Annotated in this window: 16 protein-coding genes, 1 tRNA gene and 2 pseudogenes; 18 read left to right on the top strand and 1 reads right to left on the bottom strand. The window is 64.4% G+C overall.

Going from position 1 to position 19,487, the window contains the following annotated elements:
- From ACFSNB_RS17135 to ACFSNB_RS17050, 18 genes and pseudogenes are all read left to right on the top strand, one after another.
- Positions 1-306: pseudogene (locus tag ACFSNB_RS17135) on the top strand (hypothetical protein); the annotation flags it as partial.
- Positions 269-634 (top strand): RNA-binding S4 domain-containing protein, encoded by a 366-nt coding sequence (locus ACFSNB_RS17130; RefSeq protein WP_377318793.1) that lies wholly within the window; start codon positions 269-271, stop codon positions 632-634. The pseudogene ACFSNB_RS17135 and the gene ACFSNB_RS17130, both read left to right, overlap by 38 nt.
- 126 nt (positions 635-760) lie before the next feature.
- Positions 761-1,753 (top strand): class II fructose-bisphosphatase, encoded by a 993-nt coding sequence (gene glpX / locus ACFSNB_RS17125; RefSeq protein ID WP_377318791.1) that lies wholly within the window; start codon positions 761-763, stop codon positions 1,751-1,753.
- Between the two features lie 135 nt (positions 1,754-1,888).
- Positions 1,889-3,856, top strand: a complete 1,968-nt coding sequence (gene tkt, locus ACFSNB_RS17120) for a transketolase (protein ID WP_377318789.1) — start codon at positions 1,889-1,891, stop codon at positions 3,854-3,856.
- A gap of 45 nt (positions 3,857-3,901) precedes the next feature.
- Entirely contained in the window at positions 3,902-4,966 is a 1,065-nt protein-coding gene (fba, locus tag ACFSNB_RS17115; RefSeq protein ID WP_377318787.1) for a class II fructose-bisphosphate aldolase, read from the top strand.
- Positions 4,967-5,112: 146 nt separating this feature from the next.
- A complete protein-coding gene (gene rpe, locus ACFSNB_RS17110; RefSeq protein WP_377318785.1) occupies positions 5,113-5,754 on the top strand; it encodes a ribulose-phosphate 3-epimerase in 642 nt (213 codons plus the stop codon).
- 109 nt (positions 5,755-5,863) lie between these two features.
- Positions 5,864-5,953 (top strand) — tRNA-Ser (locus ACFSNB_RS17105).
- Between the two features lie 92 nt (positions 5,954-6,045).
- Positions 6,046-7,821 (top strand): DUF6538 domain-containing protein, encoded by a 1,776-nt coding sequence (locus ACFSNB_RS17100; RefSeq protein WP_377318783.1) that lies wholly within the window; start codon positions 6,046-6,048, stop codon positions 7,819-7,821.
- Positions 7,822-8,043: 222 nt separating this feature from the next.
- Positions 8,044-8,703, top strand: coding sequence for a recombinase family protein (locus ACFSNB_RS17095; protein ID WP_377318781.1), 660 nt, complete (start codon positions 8,044-8,046; stop codon positions 8,701-8,703).
- A complete protein-coding gene (locus ACFSNB_RS17090; protein ID WP_377318779.1) occupies positions 8,700-8,864 on the top strand; it encodes a hypothetical protein in 165 nt (54 codons plus the stop codon). The genes ACFSNB_RS17095 and ACFSNB_RS17090 overlap by 4 nt, the downstream gene beginning before the upstream one ends.
- Positions 8,865-8,909: 45 nt before the next feature.
- The gene (locus ACFSNB_RS17085; RefSeq protein WP_377318777.1) at positions 8,910-9,482 is read left to right on the top strand and encodes a hypothetical protein; all 573 of its coding nucleotides are present in this window, start codon (positions 8,910-8,912) and stop codon (positions 9,480-9,482) included.
- A 25-nt stretch (positions 9,483-9,507) separates the two neighbouring features.
- The gene (locus ACFSNB_RS17080; RefSeq protein ID WP_377318775.1) at positions 9,508-10,839 is read left to right on the top strand and encodes a hypothetical protein; all 1,332 of its coding nucleotides are present in this window, start codon (positions 9,508-9,510) and stop codon (positions 10,837-10,839) included.
- A gap of 59 nt (positions 10,840-10,898) precedes the next feature.
- Positions 10,899-11,651, top strand: a complete 753-nt coding sequence (locus tag ACFSNB_RS17075) for a hypothetical protein (RefSeq protein ID WP_377318773.1) — start codon at positions 10,899-10,901, stop codon at positions 11,649-11,651.
- Positions 11,652-11,743: 92 nt separating this feature from the next.
- Positions 11,744-15,100: a DEAD/DEAH box helicase family protein gene (locus ACFSNB_RS17070; RefSeq protein WP_377318771.1), complete on the top strand. Its 3,357-nt coding sequence runs from the start codon at positions 11,744-11,746 to the stop codon at positions 15,098-15,100.
- Positions 15,097-16,605 carry a type I restriction-modification system subunit M gene (locus ACFSNB_RS17065; RefSeq protein ID WP_377318769.1) on the top strand — a complete coding sequence of 503 codons (1,509 nt, stop codon included), beginning with the start codon at positions 15,097-15,099 and terminating at the stop codon, positions 16,603-16,605. Before ACFSNB_RS17070 ends, ACFSNB_RS17065 begins: the two co-directional genes overlap by 4 nt.
- Positions 16,602-17,777 carry a restriction endonuclease subunit S gene (locus tag ACFSNB_RS17060; RefSeq protein ID WP_377318767.1) on the top strand — a complete coding sequence of 392 codons (1,176 nt, stop codon included), beginning with the start codon at positions 16,602-16,604 and terminating at the stop codon, positions 17,775-17,777. The genes ACFSNB_RS17065 and ACFSNB_RS17060 overlap by 4 nt, the downstream gene beginning before the upstream one ends.
- Before the next feature lie 85 nt (positions 17,778-17,862).
- On the top strand, positions 17,863-18,897 hold the full coding sequence (locus ACFSNB_RS17055) for a DUF4917 family protein (RefSeq protein ID WP_377318765.1): 1,035 nt from the start codon (positions 17,863-17,865) through the stop codon (positions 18,895-18,897).
- 39 nt (positions 18,898-18,936) lie between these two features.
- Positions 18,937-19,365, top strand: coding sequence for a hypothetical protein (locus ACFSNB_RS17050; protein ID WP_377318763.1), 429 nt, complete (start codon positions 18,937-18,939; stop codon positions 19,363-19,365).
- A gap of 16 nt (positions 19,366-19,381) precedes the next feature.
- Here the strand turns inward: ACFSNB_RS17050 and ACFSNB_RS17045 are convergent.
- Positions 19,382-19,487, bottom strand: a pseudogene (locus ACFSNB_RS17045) (IS5/IS1182 family transposase); the annotation flags it as partial.

Raw genomic sequence — 19,487 nt, 5'->3', positions numbered from 1 at the left:
CTCGCCGCCGAGCCCCTGCCCGCCGGCCGGCCCGAGCCGCGCAGCCGCTACCGCGATCGCGACGAACGCGGCCGGGGCCGCCGCCGGGGCCGGATCGACGAACTGGGGATCGGCGAGATGCTGCATGCCGACGACGTGATCGGCTTCGGCGATCACGTGCCCGACTTCATCCTGATCCAGATCCCGCTGCCGACCCGGACCACCTCGCGCGACGAGGACGAGGCCGAGGACGAGGGCGAGGTCGAGATCGAGCCGGCGGTCGAGGCCGCTGGCGACGCGGTGGAAGCGGACGCTCCCACCGCCTGACCGCCCGCGCGACCGGACGGGAACGGGGGGGGACGGACTGCGGATCGACAAGTGGCTGTGGTTCGCCCGGCTCTGCAAGACCCGCTCGCTGGCGGCGACCCTGGTCGCGGCCGGCGAGATCACCCTCAATGACCATCCGGTCACCCGCCCGGCCCAGCCGGTGCGGGTCGGCGACCGGATCGACCTGCCGGTCGGCAACGGCCGCCACCGGCGGCGGGTGAGCGTGCTGGCCCTGGCCGAGCGGCGCGGCCCGGCGGCCGAGGCGCAACAGCTCTATTGCGAATTGGAATTTAGACGCGTACCCGCCCTTCCCCCCGCGGAAGAGTGAGCCGGCCCCGCCCCGACGGGGGAGACGGTCACGGCGGATGATCGCCATGCTTGACCCGCCGGCCCGGCCTCGGCGAAAACAGGCGGCGGGAGACGGTTCTCCCGCTGGCGGAAAGGGCGAAGGCGCATGCACATCCCAGGCGCGACCGGTGCGGGTGAGACCACCCCCGGCCCCTATGATCTGCGCCGGGCCACCGAATCCGCCGCCCGCGCCGCCTATGACTGGATCGGGCGCGGCGACCGCACCCTGGCCGACGACGCGGCGGTGGCGGCGATGGCCGCCCGGCTCGAACAGCTTGGCCTCGACGCGGTGCTGACCATCGGCGAGGGCCCGCGCGAGGAAATCTCCACCCTCTATCACGGCCAGCGCTTCGGCGAGCCCTCCCGCCCGCCGCGCTGGGAAATGGTGGTCGATCCGCTCGAAGGCACCAGCTTCCTTGCCAGGGGAATGACCAACGCGATGGCGGCGGTGGCGCTGGTGCCGCATGGCAGCCTCGACGTGCTGGCCCCGGCCCGCTACATCGAGAAACTGGTGGTGCCGCCGGCCGCCTGCGGCCGGGTCGATCCCGCCGCCCCGGTGGCGGAGCGGCTGCGCCAGCTTGGCCGCGCCCTGGGCAAACCGATCCTCGACCTGACCATCTATGTGATCGAACAGCCGCGCAACCGCGCCCTGGTCGAGGCGATCCATCAGGCCGGCGCCCGCGTCGCGCTGTACCCCGCCGGCGACCTGGCCGGGGCGCTGATGGCCGCCACCCCGGACTCCGGCATCGACGCGCTGATGGGCACCGGCGGGGTGCCGGAAGGAATGCTGGCGGCGATCGCGATCCGGGCGATGGGCGGCGGCTTCTTCGCCCGCATCGACCCGCAACTGGCCAGCGAGCAGCAGGCGGTCGAAGCGGCCGGCCTCGACCTCAGCCGCTGGCACCGGCTGGAAAATCTGGTCCGCTCCGATCAGGCGATCTTCTGCGCCACCGGCATCACCACCGGCCTGCTGCTCGACGGGGTCGAGCGCCAGCCCGGCGCCGAACTGACCCACAGCCTGCTGATCGGCGGCCCGGCCGGCCATCGCCAGCGCCTGACCAGCTGGCACCGCCGCGAGCCCGACCCGGCCCCCGCCTGACCCGGCGCCCCCTTGAAGCAGGTCCAGGAGCCGCCGGCTCCGGACGGGTGTGGGCAGAGCCCACGTTTTTAAGCTTTCTTTCCCCGGCACTTCCTGTTTTTGTCCCCTCCCCCCGCTGTCGATGAGGATCGTGCGATGACTTCCCCCGCCGAGATGGCCAATGCCATACGTTTCCTGACCATGGATGCCGTCGAGGCGGCGCAATCGGGCCACCCCGGCATGCCGATGGGGATGGCCGACGTCGCCACCGTGCTGTTCACCCGCTTCCTCAAGTTCGACGCCAGCCGGCCCGACTGGGCCGACCGCGACCGCTTCGTGCTGTCGGCCGGACACGGCTCGATGCTGCTCTACGCGCTCGGCTACCTGACCGGCTATCCCGACCTGTCCGACATCGCCGAACTGCGCAATTTCCGCCAGCTGGGCGCCCGCACCGCCGGCCACCCCGAGCATGGCCACGTCGCCATCGCCGAAACCACCACCGGGCCGCTCGGCCAGGGCATCGCCAACGCGGTCGGCTTCGCGCTGGGCGAGCGGATGCTGGCGGCGCGCCACGGCGATCTGGTCGATCACCACACCTATGTCATCGCCGGCGACGGCTGTCTGATGGAGGGGATCAGCCAGGAGGCGATCTCGCTCGCCGGCCATTGGCGGCTGTCGAAGCTGATCGTGCTGTGGGACGACAATCACATCTGCATCGACGGCGACACCGCGCTGTCGGGCTCGGATGACCAGCTCGCCCGCTTCGCCGCCTCCAACTGGGACGTGGCGCGGGTCGATGGCCACGACCATGAGGCGATCGCCCAGGCGATCGCGGCGGCGCGCGCCAGCGACCGCCCCAGCCTGATCGCCTGCCGCACCACCATCGGCCGGGGCGCGCCCTCCAAGGGCGGCACCGAGAAGGTCCACGGCGCCCCGCTCGGCGCCGAGGAGATCGCCGCCGCCCGCCGCGCCCTGGCCTGGCCGCACGCGCCGTTCGAGATCCCGGCCGAGATCCTGGCCGCGTGGCGCGCCGCCGGCCGCCGGGGCGCCGAGGCCCGCGCCGCCTGGGAAGCGAAGCTCGCCGCCGCCCCCGGCCGCGCCGCGTTCGAACAGGCGCTGACCAACCCGCTGCCCGAGGGCTGGCGCGACGCCGTGCTGGCGTTCAAGCGCAAGATCGCCGCCGAACAGCCGAAATGGGCCACCCGCAAGGCCAGCCAGCAGGCGCTGGAGGTGCTGACCGAGGCGATCCCGGCGCTGATCGGCGGCTCGGCCGACCTGACCCATTCCAACCTGACCGTCACCAAGGCGACCAAGTCGGTGACGCCGGAGGATTTCTCCGGCCGCTACCTGCATTACGGCGTGCGCGAGCACGGCATGGCCGCGATCATGAACGGCCTCGCCTTGCATGGCGGCTTCATCCCCTATGGCGGCACCTTCCTGATCTTCGCCAACTATCTGTGGCCGGCGCTGCGGATGAGCGCGATGATGCAGCAGCGGGTGCTGTACGTGCTGACCCATGATTCGATCGGGCTGGGCGAGGACGGCCCGACCCATCAGCCGATCGAGACCCTGGCCGCCCTGCGCGCCACCCCGGGCGTGCTGGTGTTCCGCCCCTGCGATCCGGTCGAGACGATCGAGGCCTACGAGGCGGCGCTGGAGGCCCAGGGGCCGAGCGTGCTGGCGCTGTCGCGCCAGAATCTGCCGACGCTGCGCACCATCCATTCCGACGACAACCTGACCCGCTGCGGCGGCTACATCCTGGCCGAGGCCGATCTGGAGGAGCGCAAGGTGACCCTGATCGCCACCGGCTCGGAAGTGTCGCTGGCGCTGGAGGCCAAGGACCTGCTGGAGGCCCAGGGGATCGGCACCGCGGTGGTGTCGCTGCCCTGCTGGGAACTGTTCGAACGCCAGACGAAGGAGTATCGTTCCGCCGTGCTGGGGGAAGGCACGGTGCGGGTCGCGGTCGAGGCGCTCGGCACCTTCGGTTGGGAACGCTGGGTCGGAACCGAGGGGGCGGTGATCGGGATGACCGGCTTCGGCGCCTCGGGCCCGGCCCCCGCCCTTTATCAGCATTTCGGGATCACCGCCCAGGCGGTGGCCGACGCCGCGCTGGCCCGCCTGTGACGGCCCGGGCCACCGAGGCGCAACCTAACTAAGGAGACCGTTGGTATGTCGCTCGTTTCGCTGCGCCAGCTGCTCGACCATGCCGCCGAGCACGGCTACGGCATCCCCGCCTTCAACGTCAACAACATGGAGCAGGTCAAGGCGATCATGGAGGCCGCGGCGGCCACCGACAGCCCGGTGATCCTCCAGGCCTCGGCCGGCGCCCGCAAATATGCCGGCGAGGCCTTCCTGCGCCACCAGATCCTTGCCGCGCTCGAAGCCTATCCGCAGATCCCGATCTGCATGCATCAGGATCACGGCACCTCGCCGTCGGTCAATGTCCGCGCCATCCAGTCCGGCTTCTCCTCGGTGATGATGGACGGCAGCCTGAAGGAAGACGGCAAGACCCCGGCCGACTGGGCCTACAACGTCGCCGTCACCCGCCAGGTGGTCGACATCGCCCATGCCTGCGGCGTGTCGGTCGAAGGCGAACTGGGCTGCCTCGGCTCGCTCGAAACCGGCACCGCCGGCGAGGAGGACGGGGTCGGCGCCGAGGGCAAGCTCGACCATTCCCAGCTGCTGACCGACCCCAACGAGGCGGCCGAGTTCGTCAAGCAGACCGGGGTGGACGCGCTGGCGATCGCCATCGGCACCAGCCACGGCGCCTACAAGTTCACCCGTCCGCCGACGGGCGACGTGCTGGCGATCTCGCGGGTCAAGGAGATCCACGCCCGCATCCCCAACACCCATCTGGTGATGCATGGTTCCAGCTCGGTGCCGCAGGACTGGCTGAAGATCATCAACGATCACGGCGGCGCGCTCGGCGAGACCTACGGCGTGCCGGTGGCCGAGATCGTCGAGGCGATCAAGTACGGCGTGCGCAAGGTCAACATCGATACCGACCTGCGGATGGCCTCGACCGGGGCGATCCGCAAGTTCTTCGTCGATGAGCCGAAGAAGTTCGATCCGCGCGACTACTTCAAGCTGACCATCAAGGCGATGAGCGGGATCTGCAAGGAACGCTACGAGGCGTTCGGCGCCGCCGGCAACGCCAGCAAGATCAAGGTAATCGGGCTTGAGGCGATGACCGCCCGCTACGCCAGCGGCGAACTGGCCCCGAAGATCGCCTGACCCCTGCCGGGCTGCCGCCCGGACCCGCCTGGAGGCTGGCGCCTCCAGACCTCCCCCTTTTTTGGGGGGTCCGGGGCCTCGCCCCGGGCGGGTTCGGGCGGCAGCCCGATCCTGTTTCCACCTCCCCCGTCCGGAAAGCCCCGCCCATGCCCGTCAAGATCGCCCCCAGCATCCTGTCCGCCGATTTCGCCCGCCTGGGCGAGGAAGTCCGCGCCATCGATTCGGCCGGCTGCGACTGGGTGCATATCGACGTGATGGACGGCCATTTCGTCCCCAACCTGACCATCGGCCCGGCGGTGATCAAGGCGCTGCGGCCGCATACCCAGAAGCCGTTCGACGTCCATCTGATGATCAATCCGGCCCAGCCCTACCTCGAAGCCTATGCCCAGGCCGGAGCCGATTACATCACCGTCCACGCCGAGGCCGACGTTCATATCGACCGCTCGCTCCAGGTGATCCGGGGGCTGGGCAAGAAGGCCGGGCTGTCGCTCAACCCCGCCACCCCGGAAAGCGTGCTGGAATACCTGCTCGACCGGCTCGATCTGATCCTGGTGATGAGCGTCAATCCGGGCTTCGGCGGGCAGAGCTTCATCGAATCGCAAGTGGAGAAGGTGGCGCGGATCCGGCGGATGATCGGCGACCGCCCGATCGAGCTGGAGGTCGATGGCGGCGTCAACGCCGAGATCGCCCCGCGCCTGATCGCCGCCGGCGCCACCGCTTTCGTGGCCGGTTCGTCGGTGTTCAAGACCCCCGATTACGCCGCCAACATCGCCGCCCTCCGCCCCTGAGGGCGGCCGCTGAAAAAAAGCGCGAACCGGGCTGAAAAAAGGGTTGGCGGCGGCATCGAGTCAGGCTATTTTCCGGCCCTCCCCAGCGACCGGGGGCCAGCGCTTCTGCGGAGAGGTGCCAGAGCGGTCGAATGGGCCGGTCTCGAAAACCGGTGTGGGGGCAACTCCACCGTGGGTTCGAATCCCACCCTCTCCGCCATCCCTTCCCCAACCCATTGGGAAGGCTACAAATCCCAGAGATCCAAGGCTTCCAGCTTCCCGATTGTTACACCGTCGTGTTACACCGGGAGCATGGACGACGTGAAGCATCCCCGCCTGACCAAGCGCGGTCGCATGTTCTGGATACGGGCCAAGGTGCCCGCCGATCTGAAGGCCTATTACGCCCCCAAGACCGAGATCATCTACAGCCTGAAAACCAGCGATCCCCGCGAGGCGCTGGAGAAGGTCCGCATTGCATCGGTTCAGATCGACCAAGAGTTCAACACCGCCCGCCGGAAGCTGAACGCCGAACTGCGGGTCAGCCTGAGCGACAACGAGATAGAACGGCTCGCCGCCATCCACCTTCACACCCTGATGGAGGAGGACGAAACCCTACGGATGGAAGGCGCGGGCGAAGCCGACCTTTACGCCAGCATCGCCAAACAGGTCGAAGCCGCTGGCGGTGTCGCCGCCTTCACCGATGAGCAGAGCCGCGCCGAATGCGGCTTGAGCCGGCGCGAGTATGAACGCCTTGGCGGCACCCTTGCATACATCGAACCCGAACTCCGGCAGGCGCTGGCACGGGGAGATACCGGCATCGTCCGTGACGATGTCGAGGAACTGCTGAAAGCCAACGGCGTCAAGCTGACCAACAACTCCCCGGCCTATCGCAAACTGTCCTTCGCCGTCCTGAAGGCCAGCCTGAAAGCGCTGGAAGGCAAGAAGCGCCGCCAGCAGGGCGAGCCGGTGGACACGCCGCCTGCGCCCGCCCCGTTCCTGACCGTGGTGTCCAGCGCCGCCGATGACGAGAACCCGCCCCTGTCGGTGATCTTCGACCGCTGGAAGGCGGAGCGAAAGCCGCCTGCAAAGACGGTGTCCGACTTCGGCACCTATGTGCGCCGGTTCCGCGAGATCAACGGCGATGTCCCGATCAAGGACATCAACGCCGGGCACATCCGCGCCTTCAAGGCCGCGATGCTCGCCATGCCTGCGGTACTGAAGAAGAAGTACCAGGACATGACCGTTCCCCAGATCCTGGCCGCGTTCAAAGACGACAGCACCACTCCACGCCTGTCACCGCGAACGGTGAAGGATAAGGCGCTGGGGGCGATCAGCGCCATCCTGGGCTATGCCAAGAAGAACCATTACCGCACCGACAACCCCGCCTCGGGCTTCGAGGTTGCGGGATCGGCCCGCATCGAACCGCCGCGCATCCCGTTCTCCATGGACGATCTGAAGACCATCTTCTCGTCGCCGGTCTTCACCGAAGGATTTCGTCCGGTCGGCGGTGGTGGCGAGGCTGCCAAGTGGCTGCCGCTGCTGGCCCTGTTCACCGGTGCCCGCCTTGAGGAGCTAGGACGGCTGACGCTCGCCGATGTCCGTTCGGAAGACGGCGTCACCTATCTGTTCATCAACACCATCGGCGAGGGCAAGCGGGTGAAGAACCGTTCGTCCCGCCGTAAGGTTCCTGTCCACGCCCAGTTGGTGGCGCTGGGGTTCCTGGCTTACGTCGAGGATCGCCGCAAAGCCAAGGACACCACCTTGTTCCCGGACCTGAAATCCAAACGAGCCGAGATCACGTCCGCGTGGTCGGCATGGTGGGCGCGGTATATGGATTCCATCGGTATCGACGACCGCCGCAAGGTCTTCCATTCCTTCCGCCATCTAGTCAAACGCACCTTCCGCGATGCCGGGGTGGATAAGACCTTGCGGGACGCCCTGATGGGCCATGCCCATGAAGACGTGGCCGAGGATTACGGCCTGGACGAGGAAGGCATGGGCTTTTCTCTGCCCACCCTGGATGCCGCCCTTCAGCGGTTGACCTATCCAGGGTTGGACCTCGGGCACCTGGTTCCGGCGAAGGCGTAGCCCTTCCCGGAATATTCCGGGGCAAATTTCCGAGAGCCCTTTCGATGATACGACGGCGTGACATTCCCCCCGTGCCGGGGGTGGGGTGCGTTCGTGCCCGATCTGCCGTGTTGGCGGTTGCTACTGCCCCAGGGGATCGCCGTTACATGCACAACGTTCATTGACGTTTGTAACGGTGTGGCTGTAACGTCCGTGTCAGCAGCATCAACCCCGGGGACGACGATGATCCGCTACGTCACTTACAAGCGTGTCAGCACCAAGGAGCAAGGGCGCTCGGGCCTGGGCCTTGCCGCCCAGGAACGCGACATCCGCCTGTTCCTCACGACCTACAGCCCGGAGCCGTGGGAGGTGATCGGTGAGTTCGTGGACGTGCAGTCCGGGGCCGACGACAGCCGCCCCGATCTGGACAAGGCCATCGCCCAGGCCAAGAAGGAACGGGCGGTGCTGCTGGTGGCCAAGCTTGACCGCCTTAGCCGCCGGGTGTCGTTCATCGGCAAGCTGACCGACGACCCCAAGCTGGACTTCAAGGTCGCCCAGATGCCCAACGCCGACAAGTTCCAGCTCCACATATATGCCGCCCTGGCCGAGAAGGAACGCGACTTCATCAGCCAACGCACCAAGGCGGCCCTGGCCCAGTCCACCAAGAAGCTGGGCGGGATGCGCGACGCCACCATGAGGCGCAATGCCGTGCTGAAGGCGCAGGCCGATCAGCGGGCCGGGAAGTTGGCGGGGATCGTCTTGCCCCTGCGAGAGCGTGGCAGCAGCTTGCGCGACATCGCCACTGCCCTAAATTCTGCGGGCCTTGCCACACCTCGCGGAGGGGAATGGCAGGCGGTGCAGGTGAAGCGGTTGTTGGAACGACTGGAAGGGGTGAACGCGTGAGTCAGCAGTTGGTCAGCCTTGATGCCCTGGCCACCAGGATCAACGAGCAACAGGCCAGGATCGAACAGGCCTGGGGCATGACCCTGGAACTGGCCAAGCAGGCCGGGGAAATGTTGATCGAGGCCAAGCGCCTTGTGGGTCACGGGAACTGGCTGCCGTGATTGGAGGCCAATTGCCATGTCTCCGCCAGCGTGGCCGGGAAGTACATGAAGATCGCCAAGGGCTGGGACGTGCTAGCGGCGGGAAATCCGGAACACGTTCCAAATTTGAGCATCCGCGACGCGGTCAAGCTGCTGGCCAAGCCACGGCCTTCCATGGCCGAACCGCCACCGACCATTGACGCGGAATTCACCGAAGTTGTGGAGGAACCGGATGCCCAAGCACCACCCTCCGATCAGGTTTCAGTACTGGTGGGACAGTTGGAAGCCGAGTTCCTGCGCATTGCCTTCAAAGGGCGGGAGGCGGTCGTCGAACAGGTGATCGACCGCCTGTTCGCCTTCAAGGATACGCACTGCGCCTCGACAACCACACTGACCCGGCTGCGTGAAGTGTTTCCTGGGATCGGTCACCGCGAGCTGCGGGAACAGGTGGCAGGCTTCATCAAGCAATGGCTATACGCCCGCATCCAGCGTAACGACAACGGCCAGGAATGCATCCGGACGGAATGGGCCGAAGCCTTTGTCGAAGCCCTGAGGGCCAATGGCTGGAAGGAAGGCGAACCCTTGCGGCCTTGGATCAATCTGGTGATGGGGACATCCCCAGCCAAGGCGTCTGCTTGATGCGACTATCCGCCTCCGTTTCCCAGTGCGCCTGCGGGGTGGCTATTTCGATCACCTGTTACCCAAGACCCAACTCGCCGAAGACGACATCCCCCAGGATCAGCCCACCGACGACCGCCCCTTCAACCCGTTCCGCGCTCCCAAGACTGCCAAGGCCCATGCCGTCGTCGCCGATGTGCTGGGACAGTTGCAGAGCTACGAACGGCGCAAGGGCCTGCGTCAACGTCAGCGCAAGCCCACTGATCAACAGACCTTTGAGGACACGGTCGCGGCGGTGGTCTGCGACCTGATGCACCGTTTCATCACCAAGCCCTCGGGCTGGGTGTCGGTCTCGCTGTCCAACCAGGATCTGGGACGGGCCAGCCGTTACCGCGCTTCCGCCATGAACAAGACCCTGCCCGAAATCCTGAAGCGGCTGGCAGAGCCGGAGATGGCTTTCGTCGAGATGGAGATCGGCCATCTGGGCTTCTTCGGTCCCGCCCGCCGCACGGTGATGAAGGCCGGTTCTCGGCTGCTGACGCGGTTGCACGAGCACGGCATCGGCCTGGACGACCTGACCCAGTCCACGGCCAAGGAGGTCATCATCCTCAAGCAGGCCAAGGGCGATTACTGGGACGAAGGCGGCTTGGTCGAATACGACGACACCGACCAGACCCGGCAATACCGCGACGAGGTGCAGACCATCAACGCATGGCTGGCCCAGGCGGACATCCAGTTCGACCCAGTGGACGACCTGGCGGTGGATAACACCGACCGCCTGTTGCGCCGCTATTTCAGCCGGGGATCGTTCGAGAGCGGTGGGCGTCTGTTCGGCGGCTTCTGGCAGCCCCTGTCGAAGTGGCAGCGGCACAAGGGCCTGCTGATCGACGGTGAGGAGGTGACGACCCTGGATTACGGCCAGATGGCCCCGCGCATCCTGTACGGCATGGCCGGGGTTCCGGCCCCGACCACCGACGCCTATCTGCTGCCCGGCCTGGAAGCCCACCGCAAGGGTGTGAAGAAGGTGATGAACGCCTTGCTGTTCGCCGACAAGCCGTTGACCCGCTTCCCCGCCGACACCAAGACGCTGTTCCCTCCCCGCATCTCCTTTCCCCAGGTGGTCGAGGCCCTACGGCAAGCCCACGCCCCCATCAGCCAACTGTTCGGCACAGGCATCGGTCATCAGGTCCAATTCGTGGAAAGCGAAATCCTGGTGGATGTCCTGCTGGCCTTGAAGGCGGAGGGGATCATCGGCCTGCCCGTCCATGATGCGGTGATCGTTCCCACATCATCCATCCCCCAGGTCACCAGGATCATGTTGGAGGTCTTCAAGGCTCATACTGGGGTGGAGGGAATGGTATCGGAGGATGGGGGATGATGATGGTCATCACCTCTCAAGGCATCTTCACCCTTCTCCTTATGAGGGACTCGTAAGCCATGACCAGCCCCGAGACCACCCGCCGCCGCAAGCAAGAGGTCAAGGCCAGGGCAGCGGAACCGAACCACATGTTCGGCTATTGCCGGGTCATGGGCTGCGGCAAGCCCGCCCGCGCTGGCACCAGCGACGGCCTGGACACCCGCTATTGCCGGCCCCATGCCGAGCATCTGCAACGCCACGGCAGCCCCTTCAAGCGGTCCTATACCGGCAAGGAACTGGCCCCGTATCGCCGTGCGGCGCTGAAGTGGCTGAAGGCCAACGCCGACCTGTTCTGGGTCAAAAACGCCATAGACCGGGTGCGCGGGCTGTACCAAGCGGCCGGTCCCCACATCGAAGCCTTCCGCCTGCGCGGCCTCTCACCCCAGGATCGGGCCAAGGCCCACTGGGCACGGATGCGGAAGGCCGAGATCGACCCCGCCCAGGTGGTCGCCGCGTGGCTGGCGCTGGAAATGATCATCGCCGACGATCCCCAGCCGGTGACCATGCCGGAGTTCCGCCGCGTCCAGGCCGCCAAGATCGTCCATCGCCTGGCCAGCGGCACCCATAAGCGATGGAAGCGGGAAGTCCCCGACCCCAACTGGTCAGGGCTGCGGACCAAGATCGTGGTGGAGGAAAAGCACTGGTATCCGCGCAGCCGTGGTCGGGTGCTGCGCCACATCGGCGAGGACATCGAACAGGCGGTCGAGCTGCTGGCCCAGCATCATCTGGCCGAAATCAGGGCCTTCCAAGCCAGTGTCACCCGCCACCAATAGCTCCAGGTGGACCATTGGGCTTGTGCTGTAGCCCCATCTGTGTTTGATCGTATGGGTAGCAAGAAGTGCGGTCTCCTATTCGGTCGGGCGTGATGCAGTCGATCAACTTCGAAATCCTGCGCAAGGAGCGACCGGCCCTCGCCGTACTAGGCGGGTTTGCCGAGCATTACCTGCACACCGACCCGCCCAGTTGCCTGACCAAGCTCCGCATCTATGGCGAGCAGCTCACCAAGGCCATCTATTGGGAACTCCGGCTCAAGCGACCCGAGGAACTGAATTTCGACGGCCTGCTCTCCGCCCCGGAGTTCAAGCAGGCGGTCCCCAAGGTCATCCTCGACAAGCTCCATGCCCTGCGGAAAGAGGGCAACAAGGCCGCACATGGGCAAGCGGTGGACGGCAAGCGGGCGTCCTGGGTGTTGGAGGAGGCCTTCCAACTCGGGGCCTGGTTCCTGGTCCGCTTTCTGGGACGCAAGCCCGAGGACATCCCCGCCTTCCACCCCATCGAAATTCCGACCGCCAAGGCCGTCGAAACCGAAGCCACGAAGGCCGCCCTGGAGGAAAAGGAGCGGCAGCTTCTGGCGCTGGTCGCCGAGCGTGATGCCCTCAAGCAGGCCTATCAGGCGCTGGAGGTCAAGGCCGACACCCTGGACAAGGGTCAGCAGGCCGCCGATGCGCTGAAGTTCAACGAGGCCACCACCCGCCGCCGCCTGATCGACGTGGCCCTCGCAGATGCGGGCTGGAACGTGGGCGCCAATGGCAAGAACACCGCCGAGGTGGGACAGGAGGTGGAGCTTCCTGATCAGCCCACCAATTCTGGCATCGGCTATGCCGACTATGTGCTGTGGGATGACGACGGCAAGCCTCTGGCCGTGATCGAGGCCAAGAAGACCACCGTCAGCGCCGAGACCGGACGCAAGCAGGCCGAGCTGTACGCGAACGCCCTGGAGAAGCTGCACGGGCTGCGCCCGGCCATCTTCTACACCAACGGCTTCGACATCTGGCTGTGGGACGATGCCCAGGGCTATGCGCCCCGTTCGCTGTTCGGCTTCTACTCCAAGGACAGCCTCCAGCATCTGGTCCGGTTCAAGCGCAGTTCCAAGGAGGCGCTGAATACCCTCACCGTGAACCCGTCCATCGCGGGGCGCATGTACCAGATCGAGACCATCAAGCGGGTGACGGAAGCCTTCTCGAAGAAGAAGACCAAGGCCCTGATCGTCCAGGCCACGGGCACCGGCAAGACCCGTGTCGCCATCGCGCTGTCCGACCTGCTGATCCGTGCCAAGTGGGTGAAGCGGGTGCTGTTCCTGTGCGACCGGAACGAACTGCGGCGCCAAGCCAAGAATGCTTACACCGAGCATCTGCCCGAGCCGCTGGCGGTGGTCAACAGCGCCACATCAAAGGACCGCAACAAGCGCATCTATGTGGCCACCTATCCGTCGATGATGGGCGTGTTCCAAAGCTTCGACGCGGGCTTCTTCGACCTGATCATCGCCGATGAAAGCCACCGCAGCATCTACAACGTCTACGGCGACATCTTCCGCTATTTCGATGCCCTCCAGGTCGGCCTGACCGCGACGCCGGTCGAGTTCATCTCGCGCAATACCTTTTCCCTGTTCGGCTGCCAGGGCAAGGACCCGACGGCGGCTTACACGCTGGAGCGGGCGATCCAGGAGGGCTTCCTGGTCCCCTACGAGGTCTACAGCCACACCACCCAGTTCCTGCGCGACGGCATCAAGTATGACGAGCTGTCCGAGGAGCAGAAGCAGGAGGTTGAGGAAGAGGGCATCGATCCCGGCGAGCTGGACCATGAGGCGGAGGACGTCAGCAAGCAGATATTCAACAAGGACACCGAGCGCCAAATCCTGCGCAACCTGATGGAGAACGGCATCCGGGATGCGACTGGCCAGTCCCCCGGCAAGTCGGTGATCTTCGCCCGCAGCCACGACCATGCCGTCCTGCTAGAGAAGCTGTTCAACGAGATGTACCCCCAATACGGGGGGCGGTTCTGCCAGGTCATCGACAACTACAACCCCCGCGCCGAAAGCCTGATCGACGACTTCAAAGGCGAGGGCACCAACGACGAACTGACCATCGCCATCTCGGTGGACATGCTGGACACCGGCATCGACGTGCCCGAGATCGTCAATCTAGTTTTCGCCAAGCCGGTGAAGTCCAAGGTCAAGTTCTGGCAGATGATCGGGCGCGGTACCCGCCTGTGCCCCGGCCTATTCGGCCCCGGCAAGGACAAGACCGTCTTCCGCATCTTCGACCACTGGGGCAATTTCGAGTACTTCGCCCAGGACAAGCCCGAGGCGGAACCCACCGCATCCAAGCCCCTGATGCAGCGCCTGTTCGAGGCCCGCTTGGCCCTGGCCAGCGCCGCCCTGTCCGATATGGAGCTGGACACCTTCACGACCGCCGTGAAGCTGGTCGAGGCCGATGTCCGCGCCCTTCCCGATGACAGCATCTCGGTCAAGGAGAAGCGCCAGGACATCCACGCCATCCTTCAAGACGGGGTGATCGAGCAGTTCTCCCCCGCCACCCAGCAGGCGCTGAAGGGGATGGCTGCGCCGCTGATGCAGTGGGTCAACGTGCGGGGACACAGCGATGCGCTGGACTTCGACCTGTTGGTCACCACCATGCAGGCCGCGCTGATCAAGAAATCCGCCGAGTTCCAGAACCTGAAGGGCGACATGGTCAACCGGGTCAACGCCCTCCAGATGAACCTCAACCAGGTCAAGGCCAAGGCGGAATCCATCAAGAAGGTGAAGTCGGCGGATTTCTGGGCCACCGTCACCCCGGCCCAGTTGGAGGCGTTGCGCCAAGACCTGCGCGGCATCATGCAGTTCCGCCAAGGTGGCGGCACCGGCCCCGGCGCCAAACCTCGGGTCATCGACATCACCGAGGATGAAGGACAGATCGAGACCGGCAAGACCTCGTCCAACATCCGCTCGGTGGACCTTGCCGCCTATCGTGCGCGGGTGGAGCAGGCGCTGGCCGAGCTGTTCGCCACCGACCCGACGCTGAAGAAGATCAGGGCGGGCGAGCAGGTGACCCAGGCCGACCTGGAGGCCCTGGTCTCGCTGGTGCTGACCCGTCACCCGGACGTGGACCTGACCATCCTGAAGGACTTCTACCCGGAAACCGCCGGGCATCTGGACCTGATCATCCGCCAGATCGTCGGCATGGACCCGGACGCGGTGAAAGCCCACTTCACGGCCTTCGTTCAGACCTATCCCAGCCTGACCGCAGCACAGACCCAGTTCCTGCAACTGCTCCAGAACCACATCGCCCAGAACGGCGCCATCGCCCTGGAGCGGCTGGCCGATTCGCCCTTCACCATGCTTGATGAAGAGGGCATCTTCGGCGTATTCCCAAGCGACACCCAGCGCAACGACCTGCTGGCCATCATCAAGTCTTTCCTGCCCGAGGAAACTGTATCTCCATGATCACCGGCGATCTGCGCAGCCGCATCGACAAGCTGTGGGAAGAATTCTGGACCGGCGGCATCACCAACCCGTTGACCGTCATCGAGCAGATCACCTTCCTGATGTTCGCCCGCCTGCTCGACATGACCGAGCAGAAGAACGAGCGCAAGGCATCCCTGAAAGGCGGCGACTTCAAGCGCCTGTTCGCGCCCGATCAGCAGCATCTGCGCTGGTCGCAGTTCAAGAACCTGGGCGCGGCCCAGATGCTGCCCCTGGTGCGGGACCAGGTCTTCCCGCACTTCCGCACCACGGCGGTGGATGGCGCGACCTTCGGCGAGTACATGAAGGACGCCCAACTGCTGATCCAGAAGCCCAGCCTGCTGGTTTCGGCGGTCAACATGATCGACGCTTTGCCGCTGGGCAATGCGGACACCAAGGGCGATTTGTACGAATACCTGCTGTCCAAGCTGACCACGGCGGGCATCAACGGACAGTTCCGCACCCCGCGCCACATCATCCGCTTCATGGTCGAGATGCTGGAACCGACCCCGCAGGAGACGGTGGGCGACCCGGCCTGCGGCACCGGTGGCTTCCTGGTCGGCGTCATGGATTACCTGCTGGAGAAGTACACCTCCCCCCAGGGCCTCCTCGTCGATACCGAGGGCAACAAGACCTTCACCGGCGACCTGTTGGAGCCGCACCGCGCCCACATCCGCAAGGGCATGTTCCACGGCTTCGACTTCGATTCCACGATGCTGCGCATCGCGTCCATGAACATGATGCTGCACGGTGTCGAGGCCCCGGACATCCACTGGCAGGACACCCTGTCCACCAGCTTCCCCGACAACTTCCCCGGCCATGCCAAGGAAAGCCTGAACGTCATCCTGGCCAATCCGCCCTTCAAGGGCAGCCTGGATTACGAGGACGTCCATTCCAGCCTGCTGTCCAAGGTCAAGACCAAGAAGACCGAGCTGCTGTTCATCGTCCTGATCCTGCGGATGCTGAAGCTGGGCGGGCGTTCCGCCACCATCGTCCCCGATGGGGTGCTGTTCGGCTCCTCCACCGCCCACCAGGCCCTGCGCCAGATGCTGCTGGACGAGAACCAGCTTGAGGCGATGATCTCGCTCCCCTCGGGCACCTTCAAGCCCTATGCCGGTGTCTCCACCGCCATCCTGGTCTTCACCAAGGGCGGCCGCACCGACAACGTCTTCTTCTACGATGTGCAGGCGGATGGCTTCTCGCTGGATGACAAGCGCGACCCGGTCAAGGACAACGACTTGCCCGACGCCCTTGCCCGCTGGAAAGCCCGCGATCCGGCCAAGGACACCGACCGCACGGGCAAGGCGTTCTTCGTCACCGCCGACGACATCCGCGCCCAGAAATACGATTTGTCCCTGTCGCGCTACCGCGAGACGGTGCATCAAGAGGAAGAGTACGACCCTCCCAAGCTGATCCTGGACCGCATGAAGGCCCTCCACGCCGACATCGCCAAGGACATGGCGGAGCTTGAGGAGATGCTGGGGTGAGCGGCGTTGCAGCTGGCAAGTGGCCGCGTATTGCTCTCGGGGAAATTGCCGTTAAGCGTCGCGGCAGTGTCGATCCCCAAAAATCGCCGAACGAGACTTTCGAACTTTACAGCATCCCCGCATACGACGCGGGGCGACCAGAAATCGTTACGGGCGCGGACATCGGCTCGTCCAAGCAATTGCTTGAACCGGACGATGTAGTCATATCGCGGATCGTTCCCCATATTCAGCGGGTCTGGATCGTCGGCCCCAAGAGAGCCTACAGGCAAATTGGGTCTGGTGAGTGGATAGCCTATCGCAGCCAACGGCTTCTTCCACAATACCTTCGCCACGCCTTACTAAGCCCGGCATTTCATGCCAGCTTCATGTCTACCGTCGCGGGCGTTGGCGGCTCCCTTCTCCGCGCCAGGCCGTCGGCAGTGGCGGAGATTGAGATTTCTTGCCCTCCCCTCGATGAGCAACGCCGCATCGCCGCGATCCTGGACAAGGCGGATGCCATCCGCCGCAAACGCCAACAGGCCCTCGCCCTGGCCGACGACTTCCTGCGCTCGGCCTTCCTGGACATGTTTGGTGATCCGGTGACGAATCCCAGGAAACTCCCGCAGGCTCCTATCAAGGAGTTCGGCAGGGTGGTGACCGGCAACACGCCGTCTCGTCAAAGGGAGGATTACTATGGGGATGCCATCGAATGGATCAAGTCTGACAACTTGAATAACCCGAGCCACTGGGTGACGAAGGCCGCAGAAGGCCTTTCCTCTGTGGGTATGTCCGTGGCTCGGGTTGTTCCTGCGGGTTCAACGCTGGTGACCTGTATCGCGGGAAGCCCATCATGCATTGGCAATGCTGGACTGGCGGATCGAGCGGTGGCCTTCAATCAACAGATAAACGCCGTCGTGCCCAATTCAGGTACAAACCCGGTCTTCTTCTACGCTCAAGTTCTGTTCGGGAAAAAGTTGGTACAACTTGCATCAACAAATTCGATGAAGGGGATGGTCAGCAAGGGGCAGTTTCAGGAGATCCTTTTCCTCAAGCCTGCAAAGGCAGAGCAAGACCGTTTCGGCGCTTTGTTTAAGGGCTTTGCCGCATGGAGCAAACAGCTAGTTGAAGGCGTGGCAATGTCCAGCGACCTTTTCGCCTCCCTCTCCCAACGCGCCTTTCGCGGCGAGCTGTAGCCAACCACAGGTTCACAACCTTACTGCACTCGTGTAGATTGAAGGGGTTGGCGCATCCTGGCGCACTCCGTGTGGGAGAGCGGGCATGGTAGAACTGCTGTCGTTCGAGGATGCGTTAGAAATGGCTGGCGAGGGGAAACGTCACCTGTTGCTGGGCAACGGCTTCAGCATCTCATTGAAGCCGGACATCTTCACCTATGGGGCGCTGTACGATAACGCCGACTTTTCCGACATCCCCTACGCGGAGAAGCTTTTCGAGGCGCTCGACACTCGGGATTTCGAGGCAGTCATTCGGGTCCTTGTGGACATGGCCCGGCTTCTCACCGTTTACAAAGGCGCATCACCTGCCCTTATCAAGCAGATTGAAGCCGATGCGGATAAGATCAAGGCCATCCTGGTCGATGCCATCGCCAGCGGCCATCCAGACCGCCCCTATGACATCGAAGACGACCAGTACATCGCCTGCCGAGCTTTCCTTGACCACTTTAGCGGAGGGAAGATCTACACGTTGAACTACGACGTGTTGCTCTACTGGGCGCTAATGCATGAAGACGTCGATGAGCTGGACTTGCTTCCCGACGATGGGTTCCGCAGCGACAAGGACGAACCCGACGCACCCTACGTGACGTGGCAGGAGGCACACAAGCCGACGGTTTATTACCTTCACGGCGCCCTCCATCTCTTCGATGCCGGGCACCAGCTCCAGAAGTATACTTGGTCGCGGACCGACCTGCCCATCATCGACCAGATCCGCGAAGCCTTGGACAACAACCTTTATCCGTTGTTCGTCTCCGAGGGGCACTCGCACGCGAAGCTGACCAAGATCATGCACAGTGCGTACCTCCACAAGGGATTGCGCAGCTTGGAAAGCGTGGGCGGAAGCCTCTTCATATTCGGCCACTCCCTTGCAGAGAACGATGATCACATCCTGCGGCTAATCGAAACCGGGAAAATCGCCAAGTTGTTCGTCAGTATCTATGGCGACCCCACGACCCAAGCAAACCACGCGATAATTCAACGAGCCAAGGGCATGGCGAAAAACCGCCATTTTCATTATGGCCCGCGCAACCGCCTGGACGTCTTCTTCTACGATGCTGAAAGTGCCCATGTGTGGGGATGACGGCGAGGCCGAGAAATCAGCAATGGGAGGGATAAATATATGGTAAGGCTTCATGAAATTCTCGGCAGAGGCGAACGCACCACCGCAACAGAGACACCCCATCTTTTCTTGTTCATCTACCAGGCCGCCGATCACGATGCCAATGAGACCCTGTCTCGGCTTCTCAACGAGGGTAGGCGGGAACAAGACTTGGGGAGAAGATGGAGCTTGGCCTGGGACTCTGCACACGTCCCATCGGGAAAGCCCCACGTTCATGTCTACCTGCGCGGTGCCGCCCTTTATGCTGTAAATAGAGATGGCACCGGGCATGATGGCAGCTCTGGCCTCGAAATCCATAATGAGCCCCTCGCCGCCATCCAGCGGAAATGGCCAGAGGTCAAAAAGCTCATTGAGTCGGCTGGCTTCCAGGGAATGGGAGTGCTGATTCCCGCAGACGTGATGGAACGGGCCTTGGCGGTGCACCCTTAGAGCCCGACTCGAAACTCTATGAATTGAAACAATACCTTGCGAGACGCCTGGTTGTGAGGCGGATATGGGCGACGTTGATCCATGCTTCGGCGGAGGCGATGGATTTTTCCCAGTCCTTGGCC

This window comes from Phaeospirillum tilakii, assembly GCF_042683125.1.
Classification (GTDB): Bacteria; Pseudomonadota; Alphaproteobacteria; order Rhodospirillales; family Magnetospirillaceae; genus Phaeospirillum; species Phaeospirillum tilakii.
Note: the sequence above shows the minus strand (reverse complement) of the source record. Positions and strands in the feature narration are given on the sequence as shown.

Coding starts and splice junctions, on each gene's coding strand:
- tkt (WP_377318789.1), top strand. CDS start 1,889: ATGACTTCCCCCGCCGAGATGGCCAATGCCATACGTTTCCTGACCATG.
- glpX (WP_377318791.1), top strand. CDS start 761: ATGCACATCCCAGGCGCGACCGGTGCGGGTGAGACCACCCCCGGCCCC.
- ACFSNB_RS17085 (WP_377318777.1), top strand. CDS start 8,910: ATGAAGATCGCCAAGGGCTGGGACGTGCTAGCGGCGGGAAATCCGGAA.
- ACFSNB_RS17095 (WP_377318781.1), top strand. CDS start 8,044: ATGATCCGCTACGTCACTTACAAGCGTGTCAGCACCAAGGAGCAAGGG.
- fba (WP_377318787.1), top strand. CDS start 3,902: ATGTCGCTCGTTTCGCTGCGCCAGCTGCTCGACCATGCCGCCGAGCAC.
- ACFSNB_RS17100 (WP_377318783.1), top strand. CDS start 6,046: ATGGACGACGTGAAGCATCCCCGCCTGACCAAGCGCGGTCGCATGTTC.
- ACFSNB_RS17070 (WP_377318771.1), top strand. CDS start 11,744: ATGCAGTCGATCAACTTCGAAATCCTGCGCAAGGAGCGACCGGCCCTC.
- ACFSNB_RS17075 (WP_377318773.1), top strand. CDS start 10,899: ATGACCAGCCCCGAGACCACCCGCCGCCGCAAGCAAGAGGTCAAGGCC.
- ACFSNB_RS17055 (WP_377318765.1), top strand. CDS start 17,863: ATGGTAGAACTGCTGTCGTTCGAGGATGCGTTAGAAATGGCTGGCGAG.
- ACFSNB_RS17050 (WP_377318763.1), top strand. CDS start 18,937: ATGGTAAGGCTTCATGAAATTCTCGGCAGAGGCGAACGCACCACCGCA.
- rpe (WP_377318785.1), top strand. CDS start 5,113: ATGCCCGTCAAGATCGCCCCCAGCATCCTGTCCGCCGATTTCGCCCGC.
- ACFSNB_RS17065 (WP_377318769.1), top strand. CDS start 15,097: ATGATCACCGGCGATCTGCGCAGCCGCATCGACAAGCTGTGGGAAGAA.